The sequence below is a fragment of the Pseudomonas sp. GW821-FHT07F01 genome (assembly GCF_059418825.1).
The window spans coordinates 26,163-39,583 of sequence record NZ_JBWKQO010000001.1; the positions used below are offsets into that span (position 1 = coordinate 26,163).

Consider the following 13,421-nt stretch of genomic DNA (forward strand, 5'->3'; position numbering starts at 1 on the left):
AAATAGGGGAAGAGCCTTCAAGCTCTTCCCCTATTTTGTATCTGGAGTCTGTACATGGAAAACCTGGATGCGCTGGTTTCTCAAGCACTTGAGGCCGTGCAACACGCTGAAGACATCAATGCCCTGGAACAGATCCGGGTTCACTTCCTTGGCAAGAAGGGCGAGCTGACTCAGGTGATGAAGACCCTGGGCAACCTGCCTGCCGAAGAGCGTCCGCAAGTCGGTGCGCTGATCAACGTTGCCAAGGAGCGTGTAACAGAGGTTCTCAATGCTCGCAAAGCGGCTTTCGAGGAGGCGGAACTCAGCGCCAAGCTCGCCGCCGAGTGCATTGACGTCACTCTGCCGGGCCGTGGCCAGACCTCGGGCGGTCTGCACCCGATTACGCGGACCCTGGAGCGTATCGAACAGTTCTTCACTCATATTGGCTACGGCATCGCCGAAGGCCCTGAGGTTGAAGACGACTATCACAACTTTGAAGCGCTCAACATCCCAGGCCACCACCCGGCCCGGTCGATGCACGACACCTTCTATTTCAACGCGAACATGTTGTTGCGCACCCATACCTCACCGGTACAGGTCCGCACCATGGAGTCGCAGCAGCCGCCGATTCGCATTGTCTGCCCAGGCCGTGTCTATCGTAGCGACTCCGATATCACCCACTCGCCGATGTTTCACCAGGTCGAAGGCCTGCTGGTCGATCGTGACATCAATTTTGCCGACCTGAAGGGCACGATCGAAGAGTTCCTGCGGGTGTTCTTCGAGAAGGAACTGGCGGTGCGTTTCCGTCCTTCGTACTTCCCGTTTACCGAGCCTTCCGCCGAAGTCGATATGGAATGCGTGATGTGCAGCGGTAAAGGCTGCCGGGTCTGCAAGCAGACTGGCTGGCTGGAAGTCATGGGATGCGGCATGGTTCATCCGAACGTGCTGCGTATGTCCGGGATCGATCCGGAAGAGTTCCAGGGCTTTGCCTTCGGCATGGGCGCCGAGCGTCTGGCCATGCTGCGTTACGGTGTCAATGACTTGCGCCTGTTCTTCGACAACGACTTGCGGTTCCTTGCGCAATTTCGCTAGTCGCGCGTCCGTAACGAATCTATTAGGAGAGCAGGATGAAATTCAGTGAACAATGGCTGCGCGGCTGGGTTAGCCCGCAGGTAAGTCGTGACGAGCTGGTAGCCCGTCTATCGATGGCCGGTCTTGAGGTCGACAGCGTAACGCCGGCCGCCGGTGATTTCAGTGGCGTGGTAGTGGGCGAGGTGTTGAGCACCGAGCAGCACCCGGATGCCGACAAGCTGCGCGTTTGCCAGGTCAGCAATGGTTCGGAGACCTTCCAGGTTGTCTGCGGCGCGCCGAACGTGCGCCCGGGCCTGAAGGTTCCGTTCGCCATGATCGGTGCCCAGTTGCCGGGCGACTTCAAGATCAAGAAGGCCAAGCTGCGTGGTGTGGAATCCAACGGCATGCTGTGCTCTCAGGCTGAGCTGCAAATCGGTGAGGGCAATGACGGCCTCATGGAGTTGCCGGTCGATGCGCCGGTGGGTGAGGACGTTCGCACCTACCTGAGTCTGGACGATGCCAGCATTGAGGTCGACCTGACCCCTAACCGCGGGGACTGCCTGTCCCTGGCCGGCATGGCCCGTGAAGTGGGTGCCTTGTACGCGGCCAAGGTGCAGCGTCCGGAAGTGACGGCGATTTCTGCGGCGCATGACGAAGTGCGTCCAGTGGAAGTGCTGGCTCCGGCTGCCTGCCCACGTTACCTGGGGCGTGTCGTCCGCAATGTCGACCTGTCCAAGCCTACTCCGCTGTGGATGGTCGAGCGCCTGCGTCGCGCCGATGTACGCAGTATCGATGCTGCAGTGGACATCACCAACTACGTGATGCTCGAACTGGGCCAGCCGCTGCATGCCTTCGATCTTGCCGAGATCAATGGCGGCATCCGTGTACGAATGGCTGAAGAGGGCGAGAAGCTGGTATTGCTCGACGGTCAGGAAGTGACCCTGCGCAGCGATACCCTGGTGATTGCCGACCATACCCGAGCCCTGGCGATTGCCGGCGTGATGGGGGGTGAGCACAGTGGCGTCACCGCCAATACCCGTGACGTATTTCTGGAAAGTGCCTTCTTCGACCAGATCGCGGTTGCTGGCAAGGCACGCTCCTATGGCCTGCATACCGATGCTTCCCATCGCTATGAGCGTGGTGTGGACTGGCAGCTTGCTCGCGAAGCCATGGAGCGGGCTACTGGCTTGCTGCTGGAAATCACGGGCGGCGACGCGGGGCCGATCATTGAAACGCTCAGCGAGCAGCATCTGCCATCCGTTGCGCCTGTCACCTTGCGCGCTGAACGCATCACTCAGATGCTGGGCATGGAAATCGACGGCCTCGAGGTAGAGCGTTTGCTCACCGCCCTGGGCCTGACTGTAACTGCCGATGGGGCAGGGCAGTGGCGTATTGAGGTGCCGAGCCATCGCTTCGATATCAGTCTTGAGGTTGACCTGATCGAAGAGCTGGCACGTCTTTATGGTTACAACCGTCTTCCGGTTCGCTATCCGCAGGCTCGTCTGGCGCCTCAGGCCAAGGCCGAGGCCGAGGGTGACTTGCCTGCTCTGCGTCGTTTGCTGGTTGCTCGTGGCTATCAGGAAGCGATCACCTACAGCTTCATCGATCCGAAGCTGTTCGAACTGTTCAACCCAGACGTCGAACCGCTGTTGCTGGCCAATCCGATTTCGGCCGACATGGCAGCCATGCGTTCCTCTCTGTGGCCGGGCCTGGTCAAGGCGCTTCAGCACAACCTGAACCGTCAGCAGGATCGTGTCCGCATGTTTGAAAGCGGCCTGCGTTTTGTTGGCCAGCTGGAAGGTTTGAAGCAGCAGCCGATGCTGGCAGGTGTTGTATGTGGCAGCCGCTTGCCTGAAGGCTGGGCGCAAGGTCGCGATGGCGTGGACTTCTTCGACGTCAAGGCGGATGTCGAAGCGGTACTGGGTTTTGTCGGTGCTCTTGATGCATTCACCTTTGTGCCGGGCAAGCATCCAGCGCTTCATCCTGGTCAGACGGCTCGCATCGAGCGTGATGGTCGTGAAGTCGGTTTCCTGGGGGCCATTCACCCAGAGCTGGCGAAGAATCTCGGCCTGGACCGCCCTGTCTATGTGTTTGAACTGGTCCTGAGTGAAGTGGCTCAAGGGCGTTTGCCGAAATTCCATGAGCTGTCGCGCTTCCCGGAAGTGCGTCGCGACCTGGCATTGCTGGCGGATCGTGACGTGGCGGCCAGCGCCGTTCTGGACGTAATCCGTGAAAATGCAGGTGAGTGGCTGACAGACCTCAGGCTGTTTGACGTCTATCAGGGTAAAGGCATTGATCCTCATAGAAAAAGCCTTGCCGTCGGCTTGACCTGGCAGCATCCATCGCGCACTCTTAACGACGATGAGGTGAACTCTACGACGCAAAATATCCTCACCTCGCTCGAACAAAGGTTGAACGCCACGTTAAGGAAGTGACGTATGGGGGCTCTGACGAAAGCTGAAATGGCCGAACGTCTCTACGAAGAGCTAGGCCTGAATAAACGCGAGGCCAAGGAATTGGTCGAGCTATTCTTTGAAGAAATCAGGCACGCTCTCGAAGATAACGAACAGGTCAAATTGTCCGGTTTCGGTAACTTCGACCTTCGGGATAAACGCCAGCGTCCTGGCCGCAACCCGAAAACGGGTGAAGAAATCCCGATCACGGCGCGCCGTGTGGTCACCTTTCGTCCAGGGCAGAAGTTGAAGGCCCGAGTTGAGGCTTATGCTGGAACCAAGTCATAACGACGAGCTCCCGGTCATTCCGGGCAAGCGCTACTTCACCATTGGTGAGGTCAGTGAGCTCTGTGCGGTCAAGCCGCATGTGCTGCGTTATTGGGAGCAGGAGTTTCCTCAACTCAACCCCGTCAAGCGCCGCGGAAATCGCCGGTATTATCAGCGCCAGGATGTGCTGATGATCCGGCAGATCCGCGCGTTGCTTTATGACCAGGGGTTCACCATCGGCGGGGCGCGCCTGCGCCTTTCCGGCGATGAGGCCAAAGACGATACGACCCAGTACAAGCAACTGATCCGTCAGATGATCTCTGAGCTGGAAGATGTGCTTGTGGTGCTAAAAAAGTAATTCTCTGTTTTAAATACTTCCACTTTTCAAAAGCTTGCGGTATATTCCTCACCGTTTCCTGAGAAGTGAAACAGATTTCACGCCTAGTCGGGGCGTAGCGCAGTCCGGTAGCGCACTAGCATGGGGTGCTAGGGGTCGAGTGTTCGAATCACTCCGTCCCGACCATATTCCTAAAAGAGATCAAGCACTTAGCGGCTTGATCTCTTTTTTCGTTTAGAGGCGGCGCAAACTGATCGCGCTGGCGGTAGTTGAATTTCGTGCCCCAGTGGTTTTCTCATCGTTCCGTTGGGCATTTAGATAGAGACGCAAACAGCTCTCTGTCACAGGTCGGTACCCCCTTTCTCCTCCCATTCCTATACCAGGCTGGCATTCATTGGATGTTCGGTGTGGTCATGGCTGTTGTAGTGGCCGTCATTCCACGCTGCACACCCAACGATGATTATTCCGGTATGGCGCACGAATGAAGGTCACATCCGTAAGCAGGATCATGCCTTTGTCCTGCAGGGCTTCAGTCAATTCAACAAGTGTCTCTGCTTCGATAGTCATTGCTGTTACCTCGTCAGATTTACTGTGCTCATAGTTGTGGACTGAATCCGCGTTCGTGGAATTCAATTTTTCTGCGCGGTTGATTGGGTTCCCAAGGGGTAGCTGTGACCGGGTTCCAATCTGGGGCTTGGTGCCCGGATTGATGAGCGGGTTCGGCCTGGCTTGCTAGGTTATCGGCTCGATGGGGGGAGGGCGCACGGGTGGCAACTACTCCTGCCACGTCCATGACTTGGCACTTGTTACGGCTGGATCACGCAGACTAGTGGAGGGTGGCAATGCGCCGGTTTTCGCCAATCCTGATTCGGTCCAGCGCTCGGTTGAGTGCGTCCAGGGCATTGAGCAAGGCTTGTGCCTCGGTTTCCCGACCCTGACCCCAGAGGCGCTCGGCCATCTTGTTCAAGGCCTGGATGGAGCGCTCGATATCGGCGGCAGTGACTGCCTTGGCATCCTCCGGCTCTTTTCTAGGCATGGGCTGAGGCCTCGATTGTGGTTTGCTGGCGAACTGGATGATGGGTTTGCCAGTGTTCGATGGAGGGCTGTTTCCGGTTCGGTCTGGCGAGATTCATGGAAGGCCTGTCACTGACGACATTTCAAGGCCGCGGCTTGTATGTCGGAGGCGCTACCGACGTTGACGACGCTCATGCTGTCGGCGCCAAGTTCGGCTGCTTTATTGAAGGCCATATTCAGCGCGTCCCCATTGGAGGAGCCCTTCACGGTAAATGCCGTCAGAACCTTGCAGGCCTGTGCCGAGGAGGCCGTCACCAGATCGACCTGCCTTCCTGCTTCCGTCAGTTGTGTGGTGCAAGCCGAGACCGAAGTCGCAGCGACGACAAGCAAGACAAGGCCACGCAGATTACGCATCACTGAACACTCCTGTCGACGAGGTTGCGGCCCTATCCCGGCCAGCCAGCCCCGGGCAATCATCGCGAGTACATCGCCCACCAGAACACATGGCCCAGGATCGAGATCTGCTGTTCCTGGATTTCGGCGAAGCTATAGTCTTCGTCCGGATGTTCATCCCGATTGAAGCTGCGCAGGCGCAGCCCGACCGGCAAACGGTAAACCTGCTTCACGCGCAACTGGCCATTGTGGTTGAGTGCATACATCTCCCCGTCGACTACATCCTTCAGGGCATTCCTGCCGACGTTCACGCCAACGGTTGCGCCGTCGCGCAGCACCGGGACCATGCTGTTGCCGCTGACCGACACGCACTTGGCGTTGTTGAACTGCACCCCGTTCTGACGCAGATCTTTCTTGAAGAAGCGCAGCCGGGCGGTATCGCTTTCTTCGATGACAAACCGGCCCGAGCCTGCAGCCAGCTCCACCTCGTGAAGAAAGGGGACGTAGACCTCGTTGTCATCGAGCGGGGTCGCATCGTCCCAGGTCTCGATATCGTCCAAATGCACGCTTGGCTGGGTGCGTGCCGATGCGGTATCCGCCGCCTTGAGCATTTCTCCAACGCCTTCAGCGAGCCACATGGAGGAAACGCCGCATACCGAGGCAATCTGGGCGACAAAGGCCGTGGCCTTCGATTTGCCACGTTCCAGGTCGGAGATTGAGGTTTGGGTCAGGCCGGCACGTTCAGCGAGCTCTGTTTGATTGAGCTGGGCGTGGCGACGAGCTGTTTTGAGTCGATCTTTAAATTCCATCCGCCCAGTATTACGGGGGTTCCCATAAGCTTGCAAATGGGTATTCCTATATTGTACTATATGGGTGTTCCCGTAAGGGCGTCAGGCAGATAATCAAATGGATTTGCAGATGTTAAAAGAATGCAGATGTGGAAGTTGCAATCGACTTCTCGCTCGAGTGGGCGAGTTTACTGAGCTCCAGATCAAATGTTCCCGCTGTGGAACCTTGAATCATGTAAAGGCCGCGAGTCTCGAGCTATCGCCAGGAGCGGCCAGGTGTGAAAGCGGCGTCGGTCATTGAGCCTGTGATGCAAAGGCACGTCCGGGCCAGAGGCCCGAACTGCTGTTGCATGACGGTTCCAGGCCGCGCGTAGCGCTGTCGCAGTCATTATTGGAATGGGTGGAGCTCTCACGCCGTGGCGGTCATCACTGCGCGTTGAAGCTATCGCCCCCTTCGTGAAAGCCAAGAGCTTCGATTTCCTCGCCTTTGAGCGACATGCAGGCGGAATCCTCCGCATCCATCATTCGACTCAATAGGTAACAACATGGCTTGGATTCGATACGACTTTACCGATAACGGCTCTTCTGTACTGCCGGCTCGCTACTACATGGCGCCGAACCAGTATCTTCAATCCCCCAACAAGCGCTTCAAGCTGCTCTTCCAGCCCGATGGCAACCTGGCACTGTATGACGGCGCCCAGTTGGCATGGGTGGCTGACCAGAACACGCCGTTCACCAACGTGAGCAAGGGCAACAAGAAAGATCCGATGATGGTCTTCATGAACTACGGCTTTGTCCTGGATGACCCGCTGCGTGGCCGTATCTGGTCGACCACTCCGAGTGACCCCACCATGGGTTCGCGCGAAGATGCCTCGCTGCGTGCGTTCACCCAGCTTCAGGACGACGGGAACATCGTCACTGTCGACACCATCCCGCACTGGTATGCGCCCAATGGTCGTGTATTCACCCCGGCGGTGGGTACGGCAATGATCATCAGCGGTCCGGCCGAGCTGGTACCGGGCCAGTTCTACAGCGCTGGCGATCACGCTCTGGTCTTCCAGGGCGATGGCAACCTGGTGGTGTACGGGCCGAACTGGAGCGTGGTGTGGGCGACCTATACCCAGAACAAAGGTGGTGTGCGCTGCGTCATGCAGGCAGACGGCAACCTGGTGATCTACGCCGCGAACAATGCGGTCGTCTGGCAGAGCGGCACGGCTGGTCACCCCGGCGCAACCATCCGCCTGCAGGCCAACGGCAGTTTCACGATAGTGACCGAGCGGCCGATCTGGGCCCGCTTCGGCTATACCCCGACCATCAAGCCGCCGCGTGTGTTCTACCCCGATCACAAGTGGAAAACCGGTAGCTACACCTGGGACAACGTGTTCTAACGGCCTGCAAGAGGCCCCGCGACGATGCGGGGCTTCTACAGGCTTCACTCAAGGGCCCGGCAGGCTTGTTCTGCCGGGCTCTGCCCATTGGTGGCGCGGATTGAACGGGGGCACGAACGGGCAAGCGACAGCTGGCCTTCAAAGGCCGTGCGCCCAACCTTGAAAAACAGATTCTCCTGAGTACCGCCATTCACCTGCTTCAGGACGGTGTGCGACAACTGCCCGCCGATTTTCTCCATGGCTCGCTGTGAGCGGATATTCGAACCCGCAACATGGAACCAGACGGTGTCGACCCACTGAAAGGCGTGCCCGAGCATCAGGTACTTGAGTTCCTTGTTGGCACTGCCCCCCCATTTTTCGCGCGCCAGAAAGGTGTAGCCGATGGCAACTTCACGCTGGTCCTCGTTGAACTCGTAGTAGCGGGAGCTGCCTGCAACCTTGCCGCTGTCGCGGTCGATCACGATCAGGGTGCTCCTGGCCGCCAGTGCGTCGTCGAACCATTGGCGAAATACCGGCTCCTGATAGCGGGTCGAGCTTTGGTGCTGAGCCCAGATCAAGGGATCGCAGGCGACGCCATACAGCGCCGCGAAGTCCACGGCCTCAAGTGGGCGCAGTTCAAGTGATTCACCAACGAGCAGGGGCGAGAGGGGCAGCGATTGCATCAGTGGTCTCCAAAGGACGAATGCATCTGTTTCGTTGCGCGAGGCTTGCTGGATGAGCAATATGCTCCGGTTGCATCACGGCTACGCGGGAGCCGGAACCTTGACAAGGCTCTGGCAGGCCTGAATAGCGCGGCACGGCTGCTGTTGGCCGCGAGTATCCCTGATCGGTCTGTGGCGCATCACCTGGTCAACCCCGCGCAATACTCAACAAGCGCGCAAGCGCTCTGAGCACATCAATGGATGGCAACGCGACGATGAAATACCCCATTGGCCTGTTGGCATGCACGCTCTTACTGGCCTCGCCCGCGTGGGCGCAGGGCAAGCGGGTGATTCCAGGTAGCGAGCAGGTCGAGGCGGGTTATCTCTCGTCGCAATTGTTGCTGAAGCCCTGTACGGACGTGACGACGCTGGGCTTCAGCGCGGACGACAGCGCCCTGCACGATGCCGCCGCCGCGCGCCAGGCCTTGCCTGCGGGAACCTGCAACGACGCAGCGCTGGTGGAGAAACTGTTCAAGGCGCGCTTTGTGCAGTACGGCTCGATCACGCAGGTGTTCACCCCGTGGCAATTGGCACGACAGGTCGATAGGCAGAACCGCGCCATCAGCCGTTGCCCGGATACCCAATGCCTGGGCCGCGAGCTGGATGCAGTGATTGCCGCGCTGGCGCCGGTGTATCTCGGCGCCCGCCGGGTCTGGCCCAGGGGCAAGGGGCTGTGCGCCAGCGAGCCGGTGGACAGCCCGGCGAACCAGACCCTGGCGGTTCTGGGGGCCGACACCCGTCAGCAGATCAATGCGCAATGCGCACAGGAGGGGGTGATTGCCACAACCTGCCACGGCCCCCATGGCCAATTGCTGTTCTTGAGCTGTGGCATGAGCGGCAATCAGGTCAACTCAAGCCAATGGCTTTATCGTGCCGGCAAGGCACACGCCGAGCCGCTGTTCGCCGTCGAGGATGGTCCCCTGGGCGTACTGGCGACTTCCTGCAACGGCATGCCCGACCTGATGACCAGTGCACGGGTCAGTGCCGGGGAGCACAACGACACCTTCTACCGGTACGATGGCAAGGCCTATCAGCAGGTGTATTCCTACATCAGCACCTTTGTCGGCATCGATGCCAACGGCAATGACCTGGCCATCGCCCAGGCCGGCGCACTGGCCAAGGTCGCGTGCCGCTAGGGGCGCGCATTGCTCACAGCGCGCGGCAAAGATCAAGATTGACCTCCCTGGCCGACGCCCAGAAGATGCGGCCCTTCGTATCCAGTCTCGGGAGAGGGCATGCAGGCTCATGACGCTTACTTCACTATCGACGCCGAGGCGCTGCAGGACCGCTCCCTGGCCGAGCTGGCCGCCGGGCAGCCGCTGCCGCTGCGCTGCGCAGGGCTGGACCTGAGCGGCCAGGACCTGTCCCGCATCAGCCTGCCCGGCGCCTGGTTCGAACGCTGCCTGCTGACCGGCGCCGATCTCACCGCGGCCAACCTGATCAATACCCGCTGGACCAGCTGCCGCGGCGGCCAGGCCAACCTGCGTTCTGCAGTGCTTACCGATGCCCGTTTCGAACGCTGTGACCTGAACAACACGCAATGGCAGCGCAGCAAGGTGGCCCATGCAAGCTTCGATGGCTGCAAGCTCACCGGCGCCCACTTCGGCGACGTGTCGGCCCTGGGCCTGAGCTTTTCCGACTGCCTGCTCAACAGCGCCATGCTCTCGGGTATCTCGTTCTACAAGTCGCAGTTGCACAACATCGATTTCAGCGAAGCCGACCTGACCTACTGCGACTTTCGCAAGGCGGTGTTTGTCGACGGCGGCAGCCTGTCCATGGCCCGGGTCAACAATGCCCGCTTCGATGACGCCGACCTGCGCGAAGCCAGCCTGCATGGGCTGCGCCTGGTGGATGCCAAGCTGTTCAAGGGGGCGATCATTTCCCGCAGCCAGGCCGGCATGCTCCTGGCCGGGCTGGGCCTGACCGTGCTCTGACTAGAGCCCGGCCGCTGCGGGTTGGGCTTGCAGCAATTCGTCGAGCACCCCCATGAAGGCTTCCACCAACTGGCTGCGGCCCTGCTTGCGGGTCAGTACCAGCAACTGGGCGGTGGCGCTGGGGTCGGCGAGGGGGCGGTAAGTCACGCCTTTTTTCGCCAGGGTCTGGGTGCAGCGGGGCACCAGGGCAATGCCCTGGCCGGCGGCGACCAGGGCGATGATCGAGGTGATCTGCCGGCCGCTGGGGCCCGGGCGCAATGGCAGGCCGTTGCGTCGGTAGAGTTGTTCGATGGCTTCGTTGAGCCCCGAGCCGTAGTCGGCGGGAAACAGGATCAGCGGATGCTCGCTAAGCTCGGCCAGAGTCACTTGTGCCTGCGCGGCCAGGGGGCTGTCGCTGGAGATCGCCGCCACCAGCGGTTCGTCCCCCAGGGACAGGGACTGGATATCGCTCTGCTCGCTCGGCGGTTGCATGCGGCTCATGCCGATGTCGATGCGCCCGTCGACAATCTGCGACCACTGGCTGACCGAAGCACCTTCCACCAGGGTCAATTGCACGTCCGGGAAGCGCTGGGCGAAGGCCTGGATCGCCTGGCTGAACAGGTCCGAGAGGGCGATGGAACTGGCGTAGCCCAGGGCCAGTTGCCCGGCGCAACCTGCAGCCAGCTTGCCGGCCATGACCTGGGCCAGGTCCACCTGTTCCAGCACGGCCCGGGCGTACGGCAGGAAATGCCGGCCCTGGGCAGTGAGGGTCACGGTGCGGCTGGTGCGGTCGAACAGGCGAAACCCCAGTTCGGTTTCCAGGGCCGAAATCTGCCGGGTCAGCGGCGGTTGCGCCAGGTGCAGGCGCAGGGCGGCGCGACCAAAATGCAGCTCTTCGGCGACCGTCAGAAAATAACGCAACTTGCGTAGATCGAGCATCCTGTTCCCTGGGTATTGATCGGTCGGAATTCGGTATTGGTCTTGGCTTGGCGACGTATTTTATAAAGGCCTTTGGTCATAAAACGAGAGGTTTCATGAATTCGCGTCAGCATTGTGCGCGCATCGCCCTGTTTCTGTGTGGTTGTGCGGCATTTCTCAACCTGTATGCGACCCAGGGCATTCTCCAGGAATTTGCCCAGAGCTTTCAGGTGAGCATCCGGGAAGCCGGCTGGAGTATCACCGTCACCACCCTGGCGGTGGCCCTCACTGCGCCCTTTGTCAGCCGCTTTACCGGGCGTTTCGATCAGCGCCGGGTGATTGTGGTGGCCGCGCTGTTGCTGGCGGTGCCGGCGGGGCTGGCGGCCTATGCCGGCAGTTTTACCCAGCTGCTGGTCTGGCGCCTGGTGGAGGGCATGCTGATCCCGGTGGTGTTCGCCACCAGCGTGGCCTACATCGGCGACCGCTGGAGCGGCGGCACCGTGACCGAAGTCACCAGCCTGTATGTCGCCGGCACCGTGCTGGGCGGCTTTGCAGGGCGTTTTGTCACCGGTTTCATGACCGAATACGTGGGCTGGCGCGAAGCCTTTGCCTTGCTCGCGGGCCTGAGCCTGCTGATCGGGGTGGCCATTCATTTGCTGCTGCCGGCCAACCCGCCCCTGACCGCGCCCCGGGCATCCGGCGGCCTCAGTGCCCTGCGCGAGCTGTGCCGGCGGCCCTTGCTGGCAGCCTACGGCGTGGGCTTCTGCGTGCTGTTCTCGCAAGTGGCCACCTTTACCTACGCCGGGCTCTACCTGAGCCAGGCGCCGTTCGACCTGGGGGCTGCTGCCCTGGGCGCGATCTACAGCGTGTTCCTGCTGGCCCTGGTGGTGATCCCCATCGCCGGGCGCCTGAGCAAGTCGCGGCCCCAGGCCGAGCTGCTGGTGGCTGCGGCGTTGCTCGGGGTCTGCGGTTCGGCCCTGACCCTGCTGCCGTCGCTGTGGCTGATCGTGCTGGGCCTGGCCCTGAGTTCCACCGGGGTGTTCCTGGCCCAGGCCGCCGCCAACTCCTTTACCACCGCCACCGCCCGCCACAACAAGGCCGGCGCCGTGGGCCTGTACCTGACCTGCTACTACCTGGGCGGCAGTTTTGGCGCCGTGGTCCCGGCCCTGCTCTGGAGCCACTGGGGCTGGCAGGGCTGCGTGGCGCTGATCGTGCTGTTCCAACTGCTGTCGCTGCTGATTGCCTGGGGCGGCTGGAAGCCCCTCGAACCCCAAACCCCGGTCGCGGCTCGCGAACCGTCCAACCCGATAGATTCATCATCCAACAAGGAATACGTGAGGTGACCATGAATAACGTACTGACCCGGCAGAGCCAGTTGCTGAAGATTGTCGAACCTGTGTTGAACGACATGCCGGCCAGTGTCTTGAAGCATGCGCTGTTCGAGGCGTTCTGGAGCGAAGAGGGCGCCCTGGTGGACATCGAGCATGCCTTCGAGAAGCTCACCTCTCGTCGCCACGAGCCGGCGGTGCTGCGCAAGTTCTTCGCCAGCTGGTCGAAGACCAACAACTCCGCCACCAGTGTGTCCGGGCTGGCCAACCGCATCACCTTGCTGGCCCGCTCCGGGCAGGGCTCGGAAGCCGCCGACGGCCTGTACCGGGCCTGCGGCAGCCTGCAGCGGATCACCGATGAAGACCTGGGCGCCCTGGGCAATACCCTGCATTCGGACCTGTTCTACAACATGGCCACGCCGATCTGCGGTGATGACCAGTGGCTGCTCAAGGAAAACTGCCTGCCCTCGGCCCAGGGCTTCAAGGACTGGACGGATTTTCGCCGCCTGCGTGACCGCGACCTGCTGCAGGGGCTGCTGACCACCCTGATCCACGAGGTCTACACCCACGGCGAAGTGGAGTTCATCCACCCGCTGTACAAGCAGTGGTTCGTCCGCGACATGGGGGTGCCGGCAGAGAAGGCGCGCACCACCGTGGCCTGGGTCACGGTGCACACCGGCGGCACCGAGAGCAATCACTTCGCCCATGCGGTGGCGGCGGTCAACGAGTTCGTCGATGCCATGCAGGTGCGGGTCGACCCGCAGGCCGCGCGGGAAATCTTCGCCGAATACCTGCAGCGCAAGGCTCGGGTAATGCGCGACTGTGCCCAGCTGTTGCGTTGATGGCTCCGGCCCGGCCCCGGCAACGGGGC

16 protein-coding genes and 1 tRNA gene are annotated in these 13,421 nt (G+C 60.8%); 11 read left to right on the plus strand and 6 right to left on the minus strand.

From position 1 onward, the window contains the following. The first annotated feature begins 54 nt into the window (after positions 1-54). The 5 genes from pheS to AC07R1_RS00195 all read left to right on the plus strand — a co-directional run bounded on the left by pheS (position 55) and on the right by AC07R1_RS00195 (position 4,293). Positions 55-1,071 carry a phenylalanine--tRNA ligase subunit alpha gene (gene pheS, locus AC07R1_RS00175; protein WP_011060419.1) on the plus strand — a complete coding sequence of 339 codons (1,017 nt, stop codon included), beginning with the start codon at positions 55-57 and terminating at the stop codon, positions 1,069-1,071. Positions 1,072-1,106: 35 nt separating this feature from the next. Further along, positions 1,107-3,485: a phenylalanine--tRNA ligase subunit beta gene (pheT, locus tag AC07R1_RS00180; RefSeq protein WP_495109934.1), complete on the plus strand. Its 2,379-nt coding sequence runs from the start codon at positions 1,107-1,109 to the stop codon at positions 3,483-3,485. 3 nt (positions 3,486-3,488) lie between these two features. Then, positions 3,489-3,791: an integration host factor subunit alpha gene (gene ihfA, locus AC07R1_RS00185; protein ID WP_002553164.1), complete on the plus strand. Its 303-nt coding sequence runs from the start codon at positions 3,489-3,491 to the stop codon at positions 3,789-3,791. Then, positions 3,772-4,128, plus strand: coding sequence for a MerR family transcriptional regulator (locus tag AC07R1_RS00190; protein ID WP_007920509.1), 357 nt, complete (start codon positions 3,772-3,774; stop codon positions 4,126-4,128). The genes ihfA and AC07R1_RS00190 overlap by 20 nt, the downstream gene beginning before the upstream one ends. Positions 4,129-4,216: 88 nt before the next feature. Beyond that, positions 4,217-4,293, plus strand: a tRNA-Pro gene (locus AC07R1_RS00195). 246 nt (positions 4,294-4,539) lie between these two features. Here AC07R1_RS00195 and AC07R1_RS00200 read toward each other — a convergent pair. The 4 genes from AC07R1_RS00200 to AC07R1_RS00215 form a co-directional block, all read right to left on the minus strand. Next, the gene (locus tag AC07R1_RS00200) at positions 4,540-4,674 is read right to left on the minus strand and encodes a hypothetical protein (protein WP_280517146.1); all 135 of its coding nucleotides are present in this window, start codon (positions 4,672-4,674) and stop codon (positions 4,540-4,542) included. Between the two features lie 259 nt (positions 4,675-4,933). Beyond that, positions 4,934-5,143, minus strand: a complete 210-nt coding sequence (locus AC07R1_RS00205; RefSeq protein ID WP_011060426.1) for a hypothetical protein — start codon at positions 5,141-5,143, stop codon at positions 4,934-4,936. 107 nt (positions 5,144-5,250) lie between these two features. Beyond that, on the minus strand, positions 5,251-5,535 hold the full coding sequence (locus tag AC07R1_RS00210) for a DUF4156 domain-containing protein (RefSeq protein WP_495109935.1): 285 nt from the start codon (positions 5,533-5,535) through the stop codon (positions 5,251-5,253). A 59-nt stretch (positions 5,536-5,594) separates the two neighbouring features. Beyond that, on the minus strand, positions 5,595-6,323 hold the full coding sequence (locus AC07R1_RS00215; RefSeq protein WP_011060427.1) for an XRE family transcriptional regulator: 729 nt from the start codon (positions 6,321-6,323) through the stop codon (positions 5,595-5,597). 109 nt (positions 6,324-6,432) lie between these two features. On the opposite strand from AC07R1_RS00215, the gene AC07R1_RS00220 reads away from it, so the two are divergent. Both AC07R1_RS00220 and AC07R1_RS00225 read left to right on the plus strand, forming a co-directional pair. Beyond that, on the plus strand, positions 6,433-6,603 hold the full coding sequence (locus AC07R1_RS00220) for a Com family DNA-binding transcriptional regulator (RefSeq protein WP_080512180.1): 171 nt from the start codon (positions 6,433-6,435) through the stop codon (positions 6,601-6,603). 244 nt (positions 6,604-6,847) lie between these two features. Further along, the gene (locus AC07R1_RS00225) at positions 6,848-7,690 is read left to right on the plus strand and encodes a putidacin L1 family lectin-like bacteriocin (protein ID WP_047285119.1); all 843 of its coding nucleotides are present in this window, start codon (positions 6,848-6,850) and stop codon (positions 7,688-7,690) included. A 44-nt stretch (positions 7,691-7,734) separates the two neighbouring features. Here the strand turns inward: AC07R1_RS00225 and AC07R1_RS00230 are convergent, their stop codons facing one another. Next, positions 7,735-8,352 carry a GNAT family N-acetyltransferase gene (locus tag AC07R1_RS00230; RefSeq protein ID WP_495109936.1) on the minus strand — a complete coding sequence of 206 codons (618 nt, stop codon included), beginning with the start codon at positions 8,350-8,352 and terminating at the stop codon, positions 7,735-7,737. 254 nt (positions 8,353-8,606) lie between these two features. Between AC07R1_RS00230 and AC07R1_RS00235 the strand changes: the two genes are divergently transcribed. Both AC07R1_RS00235 and AC07R1_RS00240 read left to right on the plus strand, forming a co-directional pair. Beyond that, on the plus strand, positions 8,607-9,527 hold the full coding sequence (locus AC07R1_RS00235) for a hypothetical protein (protein WP_495109937.1): 921 nt from the start codon (positions 8,607-8,609) through the stop codon (positions 9,525-9,527). A gap of 99 nt (positions 9,528-9,626) precedes the next feature. Next, positions 9,627-10,325, plus strand: coding sequence for a pentapeptide repeat-containing protein (locus AC07R1_RS00240; RefSeq protein ID WP_072444810.1), 699 nt, complete (start codon positions 9,627-9,629; stop codon positions 10,323-10,325). Here the strand turns inward: AC07R1_RS00240 and AC07R1_RS00245 are convergent, their stop codons facing one another. Beyond that, complete coding sequence (locus tag AC07R1_RS00245) at positions 10,326-11,243, minus strand: LysR family transcriptional regulator (protein ID WP_011060434.1); 918 nt, start codon at positions 11,241-11,243, stop codon at positions 10,326-10,328. Positions 11,244-11,338: 95 nt separating this feature from the next. On the opposite strand from AC07R1_RS00245, the gene AC07R1_RS00250 reads away from it, so the two are divergent. Both AC07R1_RS00250 and AC07R1_RS00255 read left to right on the plus strand, forming a co-directional pair. Continuing rightward, a complete protein-coding gene (locus AC07R1_RS00250; RefSeq protein WP_011060435.1) occupies positions 11,339-12,565 on the plus strand; it encodes an MFS transporter in 1,227 nt (408 codons plus the stop codon). Between the two features lie 2 nt (positions 12,566-12,567). Further along, positions 12,568-13,392 carry a hypothetical protein gene (locus AC07R1_RS00255; RefSeq protein ID WP_011060436.1) on the plus strand — a complete coding sequence of 275 codons (825 nt, stop codon included), beginning with the start codon at positions 12,568-12,570 and terminating at the stop codon, positions 13,390-13,392. The last annotated feature ends 29 nt before the right edge of the window (positions 13,393-13,421 follow it).